Origin of the sequence: Streptomyces sp. B15 (assembly GCF_018070605.1) — a bacterium.
Classification (GTDB): Bacteria; Actinomycetota; Actinomycetes; order Streptomycetales; family Streptomycetaceae; genus Streptomyces; species Streptomyces smyrnaeus.
In genome coordinates this window covers 44,806-60,312 of the sequence record NZ_JAGPXJ010000041.1, presented here as the reverse complement: position 1 = coordinate 60,312, position 15,507 = coordinate 44,806, and the positions used below count along the sequence as shown (strand labels likewise).

The following is a 15,507-nucleotide window of genomic DNA, read 5'->3' as shown; positions in this document are numbered from 1 at the left end:
CGGTATGCTCGCCGACATGGTCATGTCCTCCGCTCGTTCGTCCGCGTATGCCGCCGCGTCGGTTGCTGGTGCAACCAACTGCGCGGCTTCCCGGGCGCGGGAGGACGCGTGCCCGGGGGCGTTGCGGCTGCACCAGGCCGACGACGGCGGGCTGGCCCGGGTGCGGGTGCCCGGCGGTGTGCTCGACGTCGCGCAGGCCGCGGCCCTGCACGCGGCCGCATCCCGGCTCGGGGACGGCGATGTGCATCTGACCTCGCGCGGCAATGTTCAACTCCGCGGGCTCGGTGACGACTCCGGCGTCGAACTGGCACGAATGCTGGGCGGCGCGGGTCTGCTGCCCTCCGCCGCGCACGAGCGCGTCCGCAACATCGTGGCCTCGCCGCTGTCGGGCCTGGACGGGTCCGGACACCTGGACGTCCGCGGCCGGCTCACCGAGTTGGACCGGTTGGTGTGCGAGAGCGAAGAGTTGCGCGGGCTGTCGGGGCGTTTCCTGTTCGCGGTGGACGACGGCCGCGGTGATGTCGCCGCGCTCGGTGCCGATGTGACCTTGGTCGCCGAGTCCGAGGGCTGCGCGCTGCTGCGGATCGGTGCGGGTCGCGACGCCTCGGCGCTCCGCGTCGCGAGCGAGCGTGCCGCTGCCGGCGCGGTGGCCGCCGCCGAGGTCTTCCTGGAGGCCGCACGGGAGTACGACGTCCGCGCGTGGCGGGTGGCCGATCTCCCGGTGGCGGCTGGGGAGCTGGCCCGTAGGACCGCGCAAAGATTGAAGGGGGCCGCCCGAGTTGTTCCGGTTCCTACGGAATCCGGGGTGACCGGCGACGGGCCCGTGCCCGGGCTGGTCACCGGGCCGTCGGGGACGGTCGCGCTCTGCCTGCTGGCTCCCCTCGGGCGGCTGACCGGTCGGCAGTGGGAGCTGCTCGTCCGCACCGCCGAGCGGGCCGGGAGCGGCGAACTGCGGCTGACCCCGTGGCGCGGCGTCGTCGTACCCGGTCTCGCACCCGGGCGCGCGCCGGGGGCGCTGGCGGCGCTGGGTGCCGCGGGACTGGTCGTGGACCGAGCGTCCCCGTGGCGGGGTGTCGGGGCCTGCGCCGGGCGGCCGGGCTGCGCCAAGTCCCTGACGGACGTACGCGCGGACGCCGCCGCGGCGGTGGCGGTGGCCCGCGACGGCGCCGCAGGCGGATCGCGTGCGCTACCCGTGTACTGGGCGGGGTGCGAGCGCCGGTGCGGGCATCCGCGCGGCGACCGGGTGGAGGTCGTCGCCGGTGCGGACGGCTACCAGGTGTCCGTCGTCGGGGACAGCGGCACGGTGCGGCCGGTATCCCGCGCCCCGCGCTCCGAGCTCGCCGCCACCGTGGCGGCTGCCCGCACCGGCGCGGGCGAGGCGGCGCACGGTCCGGTGCGCGACAACCCGGCGGCGACGGCCCCATGACGCGACAGCCCCAGAACGCACGACAGTCCCAGGATCAACAGCAGTCCCAGGACCAACGGCAGCCGCAGCACGAACGGCAGTTCAAGGCGAACGGCAGCCCATGACGATGAGCGGGAGCACAGTGTTCGAGTACGAGAAGGACGGCGCTGCCATCTACCGGCAGTCCTTTGCCACCATCCGCGCCGAGGCGGATCTGGCGGGGCTGCCCGCCGATGTCGCTCAGGTGGCGGTGCGGATGATCCACGCCTGCGGCATGGTCGACCTCGTACGGGACCTCGCCCACACCCCGCACGTCGTCGAGAAGGCGCGCGCGGCCCTGCGCGCGGGGGCGCCCATCCTCTGCGACGTCGCCATGATCGCCAGCGGCGTCACCCGTCGGCGGCTTCCCGCCGACAACGAGGTGGTCTGCACGCTCGCCGACCCCGCCGTCCCCCAACTCGCCGCCGAACTGGGGACGACCCGTACCGCCGCCGCGCTCGAACTGTGGCGCGACCGCCTGGAGGGTTCGGTCGTCGCGATCGGCAACGCGCCCACCGCGCTGTTCCGGCTGCTGGAGATGATCGAGGAAGGCGGGGCGGACGCGCCGAGGCCGGCCGCCGTGATCGGGGTGCCGGTCGGGTTCGTCGGGGCCGTGGAGTCGAAGCAGGCGCTGGCCGAGCACCCTTCCGGGCTGGAGCACCTGGTCGTCCACGGGCGTCGGGGCGGCAGCGCCCTGGCCGTGTCGGCGCTCAACGCCATCGCGAGCGAGGAGGAGTGAGCCAGGTGACCGGCAGTGACCGAGTGAGGGGCGACGACGTGACCGAGGGTGCGGGCGCCGGGCGGCTGCTCGGCGTGGGGCTGGGGCCCGGTGACCCCTCGTTGATGACCGTGCGTGCGGTGGAGGCGATAGCGGAGGCGGACGTGGTGGCGTACCACAGCGCCCGGCACGGCCGTTCGATCGCGCGCTCCATCGCGGCCCGCCATCTGCGGGCCGACCACATCGAGGAAGCGCTGGTCTACCCCGTCACCACGGAGTCCACCGATCACCCCGGCGGCTACCGGGGCGCGCTGGAGGAGTTCTACGCGCAGGCCGCGGCGCGGCTGGCGGCACATCTGGACGCGGGCCGCACCGTCGCCGTGCTCGCCGAGGGCGATCCGCTCTTCTACGGCTCGTACATGCATATGCACAAGCGGCTGGCCCATCGGTACCCCACGGAGGTCATTCCCGGTGTCACATCGGTGAGTGCCGCCGCGGCCCGGCTCGGCACCCCGCTGTCCGAGGCGGAGGAGGCGCTGACCGTACTGCCCGGCACGCTGCCGGAAGAGGAACTGACGGCGCGGCTGGCCTCCAGCGACGCGGTGGCCGTGATGAAGCTGGGGCGTACGTTCCCCAAGGTGCGCCGCGCGCTGGAGCGCTCGGGGCGGCTGGCCGAGGCCCGCTACGTCGAACGCGCCACCATGGAGGGCGAGCGCACCGGACGGGTGGCCGACATCGACCCGGACTCCGTGCCGTACTTCTCGGTGGCCGTGCTGCCGAGCAAGGTGGGCAAGGCGGAGGCGGCGGCCCCCGAGAAGGAAGGCAGCTCCCCCGGCGAAGTCGTGGTCGTCGGCACCGGGCCCGCCGGGCCGCTGTGGCTCACCCCCGAGACACGGGGCGCGCTGGCCGCCGCCGACGATCTGGTCGGCTACACCACCTATCTGGACCGGGTGCCCGCACGGGACGGGCAGCGCCGGCACGGCTCCGACAACCGGGTCGAGGCCGAACGCGCCGAGTTCGCCCTGGAGCTGGCGCGGCGCGGGCGGCGGGTGGCCGTCGTCTCCGGCGGCGACCCGGGCGTGTTCGCCATGGCGACCGCCGTGCTGGAAGCCGCCGCGCAGGACGCGTACGCGGACGTTCCCGTACGGGTGCTGCCCGGCGTGACGGCCGCCAACGCGGCAGCCGCCCGCGCGGGTGCTCCGCTGGGCCACGACTACGCGGTGCTCTCCCTCTCCGACCGTCTCAAGCCGTGGGAGGTCATCGCCGAACGCCTGCGCGCAGCGGCGGCGGCCGATCTGGTGCTCGCCCTCTACAACCCCGGCTCGCGCAGCCGCACCTGGCAGGTCGGCAAGGCCCGCGAGGTCCTGCTGGAGCACCGCGCGCCGGACACCCCGGTGGTGCTGGCCCGCGATGTGGGCGGGGACGGCGAACGCGTACGGACCGTCCCCCTGGCGGAGTTGGACCCGGCCCAGGTGGACATGCGGACGCTGCTGATCGTCGGCTCCTCGCAGACCCAGGCGGCTCACCGACCGGACGGTACAGAGTGGGTGTGGACGCCGCGGCGGTATCCGGAGCGGTGAGTACGCCCCGCTCCGGGGTGCCTCCGTCCGTCCGCTGCGGGCTGACTACGCGACGGCCGTAGCCCTGCCAAGTGGCGTGCGGCAGCACAGCTGTTGCCGCACGCCACCGCCCGGTTCAGGTGTTGCCCTGCCGCGGCGGTATCCAGGTGAGCTTGCCCCGGATGTGCGACGACATCCTCGCGTCGAGCCGCACGTGCAGCTGGGTATGGCCGCAGACCGCGCAGACGAAGGCGTCGAACACCGCCTGCTTCGTCCCGAACGTGCCCGCACCCGCCGGGCGCAGCCCGCCCTGTGCCGCGTACTCGCCCCGGTACACCTCACCGCCGCCGCACGCGCCACAGCGCCCGAGACGCAGGTCCCCGTTGGTCATGCGGCCAGCCTAACCAAGGCGCTCGACGGCCTCCTTGGCCTCCTTCAGCCCTTCACCGGTCAACTCCCGGTACCGCTTGATCGCATGCAGCTTCTTGCCGCTGCGCAGCAGTTCGATCACCTCGCCCAGCCGCGGATCGTGCTCCTGCAGCCCCAGGTGCTCCAGCACGAGGTCCAGTTTGCGTTCGACCCGCGCCACCTGCCGGTCGGAACGCGCGATCCGGACCTCGATACTGCGGACGGCTCCGTACAGAAGGGGGACCACGAGAACCCAGGCGAGTATTTCCATGGCCCCCATCCAATCAGCCGCCTTCTCCTATACGAGAGCCCTGCGCTTCAGCCCCCCGACAAACGCGGACCAGGCTGCCGCCTGGACGACGAACACGGGGCCGTCGGGCTGCTGCTTGGAGTCGCGGATCGCCATGAGGTCCCCACCAAGACGGGCGCCCTCGACGCACGCGGCAGCGTCGCCGTCGCTGTAACTCGACTTGAACCAAGCAGCGTCAGCCATCGAGGGCTCCACCCTTCACCGACTCCACGAAGGCAGACCACGCATCGGCCCCGAAGACGAACGCGGGGCCCTGCGGTTGTTTGGAGTCACGGACAGCCATTACGCCGCCACCAAGACGGGCACCCTCAACACACTCACCACCTTGAGCGTTGCTGTAACTGGACTTGAACCAGTCGGCGTCACGCGAGACCTCAGCCATGCTTCTCATGGGTATCAATGCTCCTTGAGTGCCTTCTTAATCATGCCCAGGGACTCTTGGGGCCCTGGAGCCAACGCTTGCAGGTCGGTGAACGCTTCCTCGTAGCGCTCTACGTCCTCTTCCCGCCGACAGACCCATGCATCCGCCATGTTCTCCAGGTAGACGATGGAGCGCAGCGCAGCGTGATCGGCGAACTGCAGCACCACGAACGGCCCGTCCATGGCTGGATGAGCACCGAGGCGGAACGGCACCACCTGGACGCGCACATTCCGTCGAGCAGTGACCACGTCGATGATGTGACCTAGCTGGTCACGCATCACCTTGGACCCGCCAACAGCGCGGCGCAGCACAGCCTCATTGAGGATGGCCGTGAACTTGAGCGGACGTTCTTTCCGGAACAGCGCCTCCTGCCGGTTCATCCGAACCGCAACCAAACTGTCCACCTCTTCGGAGCTCATCCCCTGATGGGCGCGTTCGAGGATCACCCGCACGTACTCCTCAGTCTGCAGCAGGCCAGGCACGAACTCCGAGGCATAGTTCAGGTAGGTGCTGGCCGTGGCCTCAAGACCCAGGTATGCCTTGAAACCTGGCCGGATCACCGGCCGATACTCCGGCGACTGCCACCAGTCCCGCCGCGTCTTGGTCACCGCCGCGTACCCCTGCAAAAGGGCACGCTTCTCCTTCGAGGCCCCATAAATCTCGCAGAGAGCTATCACATCCGACGGCTCCACCGACGCGTTGTCGCCCGTCTCCAGACGGGTGAGCTTGGACGAGCTCCACAGGAGCTTCCGGACGACCTGGCGTCCGTTCAGGCCCGCGGCCTGCCGCAGTTGCCGCAGCTCGCTGCCGAGCTGCAAACGGCACAGGGCGGGCGTTGCCGACTCGATGTCTGTGATCATCCGCGCGCTTCCTTCCTCCGCCAGCGCGTGAAACGTTCTGCGAATTTGCAGAACATTGCGGTGAAGCGTGAATACCACCGCCGAGCAGCAGGAATTGGCACGGAAAGTTGTCCGCGCAAACTCCTCAACTCCATTCCAACCGTAGCCGGACCGGTGCCACTCTGTAGGTGCTTTCTCACAGAGCGCTCACAGAAGGGGCGCGAACGGAAAGGAAATGGGTTCCGTGACGAGTTACCGATCTGCGGCATGCGGCCTCGGCAGGCACGCGGAGTGCCGTCATGCCACGCCGAGGCAGGCGCCCCCGGGTGTGCCGGTGACGTATGAGGCGTGCGGTTGTGTCTGCCACCGAGGGCTGGAGGCAATCCGTATGTGGATCTACGACCGGGAGCAGACGCCGATGCCGGCCCCGGGGCTTCGACTGCTGCCGTGGACAACGGAGTTCGGCAAACCCTGCTATCTCAGCGGCGACCTGGACTCCACCGTCTCCTGCTACGCCGACGAACTGGAGGAGGCCCAGCTGGCGGACGGCGACCGGGCGTTGAAGCGCTTCCTTTTCGTCTACGGCGACGATGAGAAGGCGCGCGCCGACGACGAGACGACGCGGGCCGCCACGGAGACCGCCGCCGCCCTCAGCAACGTACTCCGCGTCGCCGACAGCAGGGGCGCCCGGCTGCCGGACAACTCCGGCGAGGCCGAGATCACCTGCGTCCCGAAGTCCCGCGGCCAAGAGGACGGACCAGGGCCGACGGACCGGTGAACTCCCGCTATCCGGACCGTCGTGCGCGCGCAGCGGCGACGATGCGGTAGGCGACGCTGCCGCCGAAGGCCGCGCCGACGGCGGTGAAGAGTCCGACCGTGGTGGAGTCGCCGATGGTGAGACCCATCCACCCGTGGTAACCGCAGACGGCGCCCAGGCCCGCGGTGAACGCGGTGGCGACCACGAGGGCAGCCACGACGCCGCAGCCCTGTTCGCTGGAGTGGGCCACGCCGCCCCTCTTGGACATGGCACTGGCGACGGCCAACGGCGCGAGACCCGCCAGCGCGCCGACCCAGGCGCCGCCCTCTTCGAGTTGGCCCAGGGAGATCACAGCGATGTCCAGTCCGCCGTCGTCCCCGAGCCAGCCGAGGAGAAAGCCGCTCACACTCAGGGCCACGAGGACGAGAAAGCCGGTGAGCGCGGACCGCAGACCGGCGACGATCCACGCCACGACACCGGCCAGCCCACCGAGCCAGGCACCGGCCACCGCGCCCAGATAACTGGGGTGAAGCAGCCCGGCGGGGATGTCGGGGGCGTCCATCGCCAGCAGGCCGGTGTGGAAGGACTGCTGGGACATGGGGACGAGATCGCCGCTGTTGGCCTTGGTGGCGGCGATCAGGCCCGCGAGTACGCCGAGTACGACGATGGCGGTGTCCCGCGACCGTCGAAGCGCGCGGCGGGCCCTCGGTCCTGAGACGGCAGCTGTCAGGCGGGCCCGCAGGGAAGGGCGGTCGGGCGGATTCGGGTCCACGGTGGTGGCCGAAGGGTCGCCCGTCCCGCGGGCGGCCCCGCGCCCGCGCGCCGCACCCGCGCCTCCCGGCGATGCGCTCCGTACCGTCCGGGCGGCCTCGCGGCTGAAGTCACGTGCCCAGCCGAACACCCGCCGGGCCCATGCCGCGCCACCCTCCGTACGGGGCGGTACGACGACGGTGGGCTCCTCGGAGTCGGGAGGGACGTGTCGTTCGTCCGCCGCCATACGGAACCGGAGCACATCGTCCCGCTGGGCCGTGATCAGCTGATGCACCTCGCGCGGCCAGACCTGCTCGGGCCGCGTGGCCTGTGAGAGCAGATTGTGGGCCCGCTCGCGGAGCTGGGCCGGATTCGGCCGGTCGGCCGGCTCCTTGGCGAGGCACGGCTGGATGAATCCGCGCAACCGGTCCGGAATTCGGCCGAGGTCGGGTTCGGTGTGCACGACGTTGTACATCATCTGCGGGGCCGAGGTCCCGCTGAACGGGCCCTCACCGGTGCACGCCATGACCAGTGTGGCGCCCAGCGAGAACACATCGCTGGCCGACGTCAGGGTGCGGCCGTTGGGCTCGACCTGCTCCGGCGACATGAAGCCGGGGGCGCCGACCACCCAGCCGGTATGCGTGACCCAGGTGCCGTCGTCGCTGTCGGTGGCCCGCGCGATGCCGAAGTCGATGACCTTGGCGTGCCGCTCCGCGAGCAGCACGTTGGAGGGCTTCAGATCGCGGTGCACCAGTCCGGCCCTGTGGATGTCGAGCAGTGCAGAGGCGAGGTCGGCGGCCAGCCACAGCACCGCCTCCTCGGGCAGCCCGCCGACGGCCTCCACCGCCGCGTGCAGCGAAGGTCCCGCCACGAACTCCGAGGCCAGCCACGGCACCGGCTCGTCCGCGCCGTCGTCGACCACGGCCGCCGTGTAATCGCCGGACACCCTGCGGGAGGCCGCCACCTCGCGGGTGAACCGGGCGCGGAAACCGTCGTCCTCCACGAACTGCGCGCGTACGCGCTTGAGCGCGACCAGCCGGCCGCCGGGCGTGTCGCCCAGCAGCACCCGCCCCATGCCGCCGCTGCCGAGTTCGGCGAGCATCCTGTACGGCCCGACCCTGCGCGGGTCGGAGGTCTCCAACGGTCGCACCCGCCACCCCCTCCGGCTGCTGAGCGGAGCGATGATATCCGAACTTCCGTGACAGGGAAGCGAGTTGGAGCAGCGCCCCATACCAGCATTGTCGGAACTCTACAAATCACGCAGGGCGCAGATGGTCCAGGGCAGCCGTCCTCAGATGTCGACCGTCCGGCAAAGATGAAGCGTATCCCGATCAAGCCGTATATGGGACCCACAGTCCGATTTCATACCGCAACGCACCTTTGGCGCCGCATAACAATCCGGCCTAGCGGCGACGGACGACCTCCGCCACCTCCCCCGCAGCCGCAGCCTCCACCGCCTCCTCGGGGCTCGTCACCACCCGGACCCCTGCCGGGACCGGCGGACGGCGGACGACCACGACGGGGAGGCCCGCCTCCCGTGCCGCCGTCAGCTTGGGCGCGGTGGCCGCACCGCCGCTGTCCTTGGTGACCAGTACGTCGATGCGGTGGCCGCGCAGCAGCTCACGTTCGCCCTCCAGCGAGAACGGGCCCCGGTCCAGGAGGAGCTCCGTACGGGCGGGGGTCGGCGTGCTCGGTTCCGGGGGGTCGACGGAGCGGGTGAGGAACCACAGGCCGTCGCTCTCCGGCCCCGCGAAGGCGGCCAGCCCCATCCGCCCCGTCGTCAGGAAGATCCGCCGTCCCAGACGAGGCAACAACCGCGCAGCCTCCGGCAAAGAGTCCACCATGTGCCATTTGTCCCCCGCTTTCGGCACCCAGCCGGGGCGGCGGAGGGCGAGCAGGGGAACATGGGCTCCGGCCGCGGCCTCGGCGGCGTGGAAACTGATCGTCTCGGCGAAGGGATGGGTGGCGTCGATGAGTACGTCCACATGGTGTGTACGCAGCCATTCCGTCAGCCCCGCCACACCCCCGAAGCCGCCCACCCGCACCTCGCCGACCGGCAGCCGCGGACCGGCCACCCGTCCGGCCAGCGAGCTGGTGACCCGCAGGCCCGGGGCGCCGTTGCCGTCCAGCAGCTCGGCCAGGCGGCGGCCCTCCGTCGTACCGCCGAGAATCAGCACGTGCACGGCGTTCGGTTCCTTCCATGAGTGACGCGGCAGGGGGCGGGGCCAAGGGCGGGCGCGAGGCCGCAGGCGGGCGCGACGCCCAACTCAAGCACACCGGGCTGCGGCCCGGCTGGACGACCGGAGCCTGTGCGACGGCGGCGACGACCGCCGCCTACACCGCGCTGCTGACCGGCGACTTCCCCGACCCGGTGACGATCACCCTGCCCAAGGGACAGACCCCCGCCTTCGCCCTCGCCTACGAGGAGTCGCAGCCCGGGTACGCCACCGCCGCCGTGGTCAAGGACGCGGGCGACGACCCCGACGTCACCCACGGCGCCCTCGTACGCGCCACCGTGCGCCCCCTCGCGCCGGGCGCGGGCGTCGTCTTCCGGGCCGGGTCCGGCGTGGGTACCGTCACCCGTGCCGGACTGCCCCTGGAGGTGGGCGAGCCCGCCGTCAATCCGGTGCCGCGCCAGATGATGCGCGAGCACGTCGCCCGCGTCGCGGAACAGTACGGCGGCAGCGGCGATGTGGAGATCACGCTCTCCGTCGACAACGGCGAGGAGATCGCCCGCTCCACCTGGAACCCGCGGCTGGGCATCGTCGGCGGACTGTCGATCCTGGGCACGACCGGCATCGTCGTCCCCTACTCGTGCTCCGCCTGGATCGACTCGATCCGGCGCGGAGTGGATGTGGCGCGTGCGGCAGGGCGTACCCATGTGGCCGGGTGCACGGGCTCGACCTCGGAGCGCACGGTCGTCGCCGAGTACGGACTGCCGGAGGACGCGCTGCTGGACATGGGGGACTTCGCCGGCGCCGTCCTGAAGTACGTACGCCGCCACCCCGTGGAACGGCTCACCATCTGCGGCGGCTTCGCCAAACTGTCGAAGCTGGCGGCCGGGCACATGGATCTGCACTCCAAGCGCTCCCAGGTCGACAAGGGCTTCCTCGCCTCCCTCGCCCGCGCGGGAGGCGCCGACGAAGAGCTCGCCGAGCGGGTCACGGGCGCCAACACGGGGCTGGCGGCACTCCAGTTGTGTGCCGCCGCTGAGATCCCGCTCGGCGACCTGGTGGCCGAGACCGCCCGCGACGAAGCCCTCGCGGTGCTGCGCGGGGCACCCGTCGCCGTTGATGTCCTCTGCATCGACCGCGCGGGAACCATTGTGGGCCGCAGCACGGTGCGCTGAGCGCTGCGCTTCCGGGCAGGGACTGTGCAGGGGCTGCCCCTGTCTGCCGTCCGCGGGCTGCGGCTCCGTTGTGCCCGGTCGCGCCGTTCCCCGCGCCCCTTCGGGGCGCGGCCCGCAAGCGAGGGATCAGCAGACGTGCCGCTCGCGCTCCGCCGAGTACAGGTGGCTGTCCCGGAAGTGCGAAGCCCCCAGCGTGCGGCCCACCAGGATGACGGCGGTCTTGCTGATACCGGCGGCCTTCACCTGCTCGGCGATGTCCTCCAGCGTGCCCCGCAGCACCGTCTCGTCCGGGCGGCTGGCGAAGGCCACGACCGCCGCCGGACAGTCGGCACCGTAGGAGGGAACGAGCTCCGCGACGAGCTCGTCCACGTACCGCACCGCCAGGTGCAGTACGAGGAGCGCGCCGCTGCGCCCCAGGGTGGCAAGGTCCTCGCCCTCCGGCATGGGGGTGGCCTGGCGGGCGATCCGGGTCAGTACGACGGTCTGGCCGACGGTGGGCACCGTCAGTTCCCGCTTCAGCGCGGCAGCCGCCGCCGCGAACGCGGGCACGCCCGGTACCACCTCGTACGGCACCCCCGCCGCGTCCAGGCGCCGCATCTGTTCGGCGACGGCGCTGAAGACGGACGGGTCGCCGGAGTGCAGCCGCGCCACGTCCAGCCCCTCGCCGTGGGCACGCACCAACTCCTCCGTGATGGCGTCCAGGTCGAGCTGGGCCGTGTCGACCAGCCGCGCTTCGGGCGGGCACTCGGCGAGCAGTTCGCGGGGTACCAGGCTGCCCGCGTACAGGCACACCTGGCAGGCGGCGAGCGTCCGGGCACCGCGCACCGTGATCAGATCGGCGGCGCCGGGACCGGCACCGATGAAGTACACCGTCATCTCTCGTCCCCTCCCTCTGCCGAGTCGGTGCCCTTGCACACCGCCCACTGCGTCACCGGCATGGCCTGCCGCCAGCCCGTGAAGCCGCCCACCGGCACCCCGTGCGCCACCGAGAGCCGCACCAGCTCGCCGCCGTGCCGCCGGTACCACTCCACCAACAGCGCCTCCGATTCCAGAGTGACGGTGTTGGCGACCAGCCTGCCGCCCAGCGGCAACGCCGCCCAGCAGGCGTCCAGCAGACCGGGCGCGGTCAGCCCGCCGCCGACGAACACGGCGTCGGGCGTGGGCAGTCCGGCCAGCGCGTCCGGCGCCGTGCCGGTCACCACCCGCAGCCCCGGAGCCCCCAGCCGGTCCGCGTTGCGGACGATCCGTGCGGCCCGCTCCGGGTCGCGCTCCACCGTGAGCGCCCGGCAGGCCGGGTGCGTGCGCAGCCACTCCACCGCGATGGAGCCCGCGCCGCCGCCCACGTCCCACAGCAGTTCGCCGGGCGCGGGCGCCAGCGCCGCGAGCGTCGCGGCCCGTACATGGCGCTTGGTGAGCTGCCCGTCGTGCTCGTAGGCGGCGTCCGGCAGCCCGGGCACGGCACCGAGCCGCAGCCCGTCGGCCGCCGCCGCGCATTCGACGGCGACGATGTTGAGGGGGTCGCCCGGCGGGTGCGGCCAGCCGTCCGCCGTCCCCTCGTAGCTGCGTTCGTGCGCGCCGCCGAGCTGCTCCAGCACCCGTACCCGGCTCGGGCCGAAGCCGCGCTCGCGCAGCAGCGCCGCGACCTCGCCGGGGGTGCCGGCCCCCGCGCCGAGCACCAGCAGCCGCCGCCCGTGGTGCAGCGCGGCGGCGATCCGGGCGAGCGGCCGGCCGACGACGCTGACGACCTCGCACTCCTCCAGCGCCCAGCCGAGCCGCGCGCAGGCGTGGCTGACCGACGAGGGGTGCGGCAGCACCCGGAGCGGGAGATGCGGCACCACGTCGGTCAGGGTGCGGCCGATCCCGTAGAAGTACGGGTCGCCGCTGGCCAGCACCGCGATCCGGCGCCCCGCATGCGCCGCGAGCAGCCCGGGGACGGCGGGCCGCAGCGGGGAGGGCCACGCCACCCGCTGCCCGGCGCACTCCCGCCCCGGCAGCAGGTCCAGCTGCCGGCCGCCGCCGATGATCACCTCGGCCGCGCGCAGCGCCTCCCGCGCCGGCTCGGTCAGGCCCGGCCAGCCGTCGGCCCCGATGCCGACGACGGTCACCGGCGCCGCCGCCTGGGGCGGGCCGGCGGCGGACGGGGACATCACGGGCACCTCACAGCACGGGCGGCTCTCGAACACGGACGGCTCGAACTGTACTGTTCGGGACCCCGCGCCCCGACCACCGGTCCCGGTCCACAATGGGCGCATGGATCAGAACGCACTGCCCGACCACGCCATGCCCGACTGGGAGAAGCGGTTCAGGGCGCCGCGCGTCTCACTGCCCGAGTGGGCCGAGGACGCACCCGCCCGGTCGCTGTTCGTATCGAACGCGACGGGCACGTTCGAGCTGTACGCCTGGGACCGGACGACCGGCGAACAGCGGCAGGTCACCGACCGGCCGAACGGCACCACGGACGGCACCCTGTCTCCGGACGGCGAGTGGATCTGGTGGTTCTCCGACACCGACGGCGACGAGTTCGGTGTCTGGATGCGCCAGCCCTTCGAGGGCGGCCCCGACGTCCGCGCCGTCGAGGGCCTGGACCCCGCCTACCCTGCGGGGCTGGCGATCGGCAGGGACGGCACCGTGGTGGTCGGCCGCTCCACGGACGAGGACGGCTCCACCGTCCATGTGCTGCGCCCCGGCTCCGGCGCGCCCAAACCGCCCGTCGAGATCTACCGGCACAGCGAGTCGGCCGGTGTGGGCGATCTCTCCCACGACAGCACGCTGCTGGTGATCGAGCACACCGAACACGGTGACGCCATGCACTCGGCGCTGCGCGTCGTACGCCCCGACGGGTCGACAGTCGCGGAGTTGGACGACAGCGAGGGCGGCACCAAGGAGCTCGGCCTGACCGTGCTCGGCTTCGCCCCCGTCGACGGCGACCCGCGGCTGCTGATCGGCCACCAGCGGCGCGGCCGGTGGGAGCCGATGATCTGGGACCCGCTCGCGGGCACCACCACCGAGCTGGACCTGGACCTGCCGGGCGATGTCGCCGCCGAGTGGTATCCGGACGCCTCCGCACTGCTGATCGCACACAGCCACCAGGCCCGCGACGAGCTCTTCCGCCACGACCTGGCGAGCGGCGAACGCACCCGCATCGACGCGCCCGCCGGCTCCGTCATGGGCGCCACGGCACGGCCCGACGGCACGGTGGAGTTCCTGTGGTCGTCCGCCGCCGAACCGCCGCAGGTACGGTCCACCACCGGCTCGACCGTGCTCGACCCTCCCGGGATGAAGGCACCGCGCTCGGTGCCCGTCGAGGACGCCTGGGTCGAGGGCCCCGGCGGAACCGTGCACGCGCTGGTGCAGAAGCCCGCCGGGGAGGGCCCCTTCCCCACCGTCTTCGAGGTGCACGGCGGCCCCACCCACCACGACAGCGACTCCTTCGCCGGTCAGCCCGCCGCCTGGGTCGACCACGGCTTCGCCGTCGTACGGGTCAACTACCGCGGCTCCACCGGATACGGCCGCGCCTGGACCGACGCGCTCAAGCACCGCGTCGGACTGATCGAGCTGGAGGACATCGACGCCGTTCGCGCCTGGGCCGTCGACTCCGGCCTCGCCGACCCGGACCGGCTCGTCCTGGCCGGCGGCTCCTGGGGCGGCTACCTCACCCTCCTCGGTGTCGGCACCCAGCCGGAGGTGTGGGCGCTCGGGCTGGCCGCCGTGCCGGTCGCCGACTACGTCACCGCCTACCACGACGAGATGGAGGCGCTGAAGTCCATGGACCGCACGCTGCTCGGCGGCACCCCGGAGGAGGTCCCCGAGCGCTTCGAGGCGTCGTCACCGCTGACGTACGTCGACAAGGTGCGCGCGCCCGTCTACATCTCGGCGGGCGTCAACGACCCCCGGTGCCCCATCCGGCAGGTCGAGAACTATGTCGCCAGACTGGAGGCGCGCGGCCACCCGCACGAGGTGTACCGCTACGACGCGGGGCACGGCTCGCTCGTCGTCGAGGAGCGGATCAAGCAGATCAGGCTGGAGATCGACTTCGCGTTGCGGCATCTTCCGAAGACGGACCGGGAGGGCCGGCACCCGCTTCCGGACCGTCCGGCCGGCTCTCCGGCTGCTCGTCCGGAATAAGGCCCAGGGCGGCGTCCTTGGCCAGCTCCGCCTCGCGGCGGAAGAAGCGGAACCACATGAAGACCACGAATCCGGCGAACACGAACCACTGCGCCGTGTATCCCAGGTTCTGGAAGGCCTTCATGTCGAGGCCGGTGTTGTCGGGCGCGACCGGCGGCACCGGCCTCAGCGGCGCCTGCGTGCGCTGCTCGGTCAGCCAGGCGTCCTCCACGCCGTACGGGACGACGTTGACGAGCGCCGCGGCACTGATGAATCCGAGTTGCCCGTCCGGCAGCCCGCCGGTCGCTCCCGAACCGGCGTCGGTGTGCGACTCCGACGCCTGCAGCACACCCTTGACGGTGACCTCGCCCTTCGGCGGCGCCGGCACCCGGTCCGGATCCGCTTTGCCGGGCAGCCAGCCGCGTACGACCGGGACGGCCTTGTCGCCGTCGGTGGCGTCGGTCCGCAGCAGGGACAGCACGTAGAAGCCCCGCTCGTCCTTGACCGTACGGCCGGGCACGAGAAGCGGATGCGCCGTGTCGAAGCGGCCCGTCACCTCGGCCGTGCGGCCCACCGTCTCCTGGGTCAGCGGCAACAGCTCCCGCAACGGCCGCGCCTCGGCCTGGGACTGAGCAGTCGACTGCTCCTGCTGCTCCTGGTGACGGTCGACCCGGTCGTCGAAACGGCTGAGCTGCCAGCTGCCCATCAGCACGCAGACCGGGATCGCCAACACGGCGAAGATGTTGATCGCCCACCATCGCGGGGTCACCAAAAACCGGTACACGCCCCCACAGTACGACCAGCCGGGGACACCGCCGCCAACGGGCACCCCTCAGCCGACGCGGCGC

The 15,507-nt window shown here is 72.2% G+C and carries 16 protein-coding genes; 6 read left to right on the top strand and 10 right to left on the bottom strand.

Annotated elements, in window-relative coordinates; translation table 11 throughout:
- Nucleotides 1-4 precede the first annotated feature (4 nt).
- The 3 genes from cobG (at nt 5) to KBY19_RS19535 (ending at nt 3,742) form a co-directional block, all read left to right on the top strand.
- Nucleotides 5-1,426, top strand: a complete 1,422-nt coding sequence (gene cobG, locus KBY19_RS19545; RefSeq protein WP_210966313.1) for a precorrin-3B synthase — start codon at nt 5-7, stop codon at nt 1,424-1,426.
- 121 nt (nt 1,427-1,547) lie between these two features.
- Nucleotides 1,548-2,183, top strand: a complete 636-nt coding sequence (locus tag KBY19_RS19540; RefSeq protein ID WP_180289931.1) for a precorrin-8X methylmutase — start codon at nt 1,548-1,550, stop codon at nt 2,181-2,183.
- A 5-nt stretch (nt 2,184-2,188) separates the two neighbouring features.
- The gene (locus KBY19_RS19535) at nt 2,189-3,742 is read left to right on the top strand and encodes a precorrin-2 C(20)-methyltransferase (protein WP_307843561.1); all 1,554 of its coding nucleotides are present in this window, start codon (nt 2,189-2,191) and stop codon (nt 3,740-3,742) included.
- A gap of 115 nt (nt 3,743-3,857) precedes the next feature.
- Here the strand turns inward: KBY19_RS19535 and KBY19_RS19530 are convergent, their stop codons facing one another.
- Genes KBY19_RS19530 through KBY19_RS19510 form a run of 5 tightly spaced genes read right to left on the bottom strand, consistent with a single transcriptional unit; the run spans nt 3,858 to nt 5,720 of the window.
- Nucleotides 3,858-4,112, bottom strand: a complete 255-nt coding sequence (locus KBY19_RS19530; RefSeq protein ID WP_099883186.1) for a hypothetical protein — start codon at nt 4,110-4,112, stop codon at nt 3,858-3,860.
- Nucleotides 4,113-4,121: 9 nt separating this feature from the next.
- Complete coding sequence (locus KBY19_RS19525; RefSeq protein ID WP_099883185.1) at nt 4,122-4,400, bottom strand: ribosomal protein L7/L12; 279 nt, start codon at nt 4,398-4,400, stop codon at nt 4,122-4,124.
- A gap of 27 nt (nt 4,401-4,427) precedes the next feature.
- Nucleotides 4,428-4,622 carry a DUF397 domain-containing protein gene (locus KBY19_RS19520; protein ID WP_210966309.1) on the bottom strand — a complete coding sequence of 65 codons (195 nt, stop codon included), beginning with the start codon at nt 4,620-4,622 and terminating at the stop codon, nt 4,428-4,430.
- Nucleotides 4,615-4,821, bottom strand: coding sequence for a DUF397 domain-containing protein (locus KBY19_RS19515; protein WP_307843562.1), 207 nt, complete (start codon nt 4,819-4,821; stop codon nt 4,615-4,617). The genes KBY19_RS19520 and KBY19_RS19515 overlap by 8 nt, the downstream gene beginning before the upstream one ends.
- 14 nt (nt 4,822-4,835) lie before the next feature.
- On the bottom strand, nt 4,836-5,720 hold the full coding sequence (locus tag KBY19_RS19510; protein ID WP_099883182.1) for a helix-turn-helix transcriptional regulator: 885 nt from the start codon (nt 5,718-5,720) through the stop codon (nt 4,836-4,838).
- Between the two features lie 367 nt (nt 5,721-6,087).
- Here KBY19_RS19510 and KBY19_RS19505 point away from each other — a divergent pair, with 367 nt between their 5' ends.
- Nucleotides 6,088-6,477, top strand: coding sequence for a hypothetical protein (locus tag KBY19_RS19505; RefSeq protein ID WP_210966307.1), 390 nt, complete (start codon nt 6,088-6,090; stop codon nt 6,475-6,477).
- Between the two features lie 7 nt (nt 6,478-6,484).
- Here KBY19_RS19505 and KBY19_RS19500 read toward each other — a convergent pair whose 3' ends face one another.
- Nucleotides 6,485-8,356 carry a serine/threonine-protein kinase gene (locus KBY19_RS19500; protein ID WP_307843560.1) on the bottom strand — a complete coding sequence of 624 codons (1,872 nt, stop codon included), beginning with the start codon at nt 8,354-8,356 and terminating at the stop codon, nt 6,485-6,487.
- Between the two features lie 253 nt (nt 8,357-8,609).
- Entirely contained in the window at nt 8,610-9,389 is a 780-nt protein-coding gene (locus KBY19_RS19495) for a cobalt-precorrin-6A reductase (protein WP_210966305.1), read from the bottom strand.
- Between the two features lie 17 nt (nt 9,390-9,406).
- On the opposite strand from KBY19_RS19495, the gene KBY19_RS19490 reads away from it, so the two are divergent.
- Nucleotides 9,407-10,555: a cobalt-precorrin-5B (C(1))-methyltransferase gene (locus KBY19_RS19490; protein ID WP_099883178.1), complete on the top strand. Its 1,149-nt coding sequence runs from the start codon at nt 9,407-9,409 to the stop codon at nt 10,553-10,555.
- A gap of 126 nt (nt 10,556-10,681) precedes the next feature.
- On the opposite strand, the gene cobM is transcribed toward KBY19_RS19490, so the two are convergent.
- A complete protein-coding gene (cobM, locus tag KBY19_RS19485; RefSeq protein WP_099883177.1) occupies nt 10,682-11,431 on the bottom strand; it encodes a precorrin-4 C(11)-methyltransferase in 750 nt (249 codons plus the stop codon).
- Nucleotides 11,428-12,702, bottom strand: coding sequence for a precorrin-6y C5,15-methyltransferase (decarboxylating) subunit CbiE (gene cbiE, locus KBY19_RS19480; RefSeq protein WP_210966304.1), 1,275 nt, complete (start codon nt 12,700-12,702; stop codon nt 11,428-11,430). The genes cobM and cbiE overlap by 4 nt, the downstream gene beginning before the upstream one ends.
- Nucleotides 12,703-12,805: 103 nt before the next feature.
- On the opposite strand from cbiE, the gene KBY19_RS19475 reads away from it, so the two are divergent.
- Nucleotides 12,806-14,680 carry a prolyl oligopeptidase family serine peptidase gene (locus KBY19_RS19475; protein ID WP_185017748.1) on the top strand — a complete coding sequence of 625 codons (1,875 nt, stop codon included), beginning with the start codon at nt 12,806-12,808 and terminating at the stop codon, nt 14,678-14,680.
- Here the strand turns inward: KBY19_RS19475 and KBY19_RS19470 are convergent.
- Nucleotides 14,571-15,443, bottom strand: coding sequence for an SURF1 family protein (locus tag KBY19_RS19470; RefSeq protein ID WP_099883175.1), 873 nt, complete (start codon nt 15,441-15,443; stop codon nt 14,571-14,573). The genes KBY19_RS19475 and KBY19_RS19470 overlap by 110 nt on opposite strands.
- Nucleotides 15,444-15,507 lie beyond the last annotated feature (64 nt).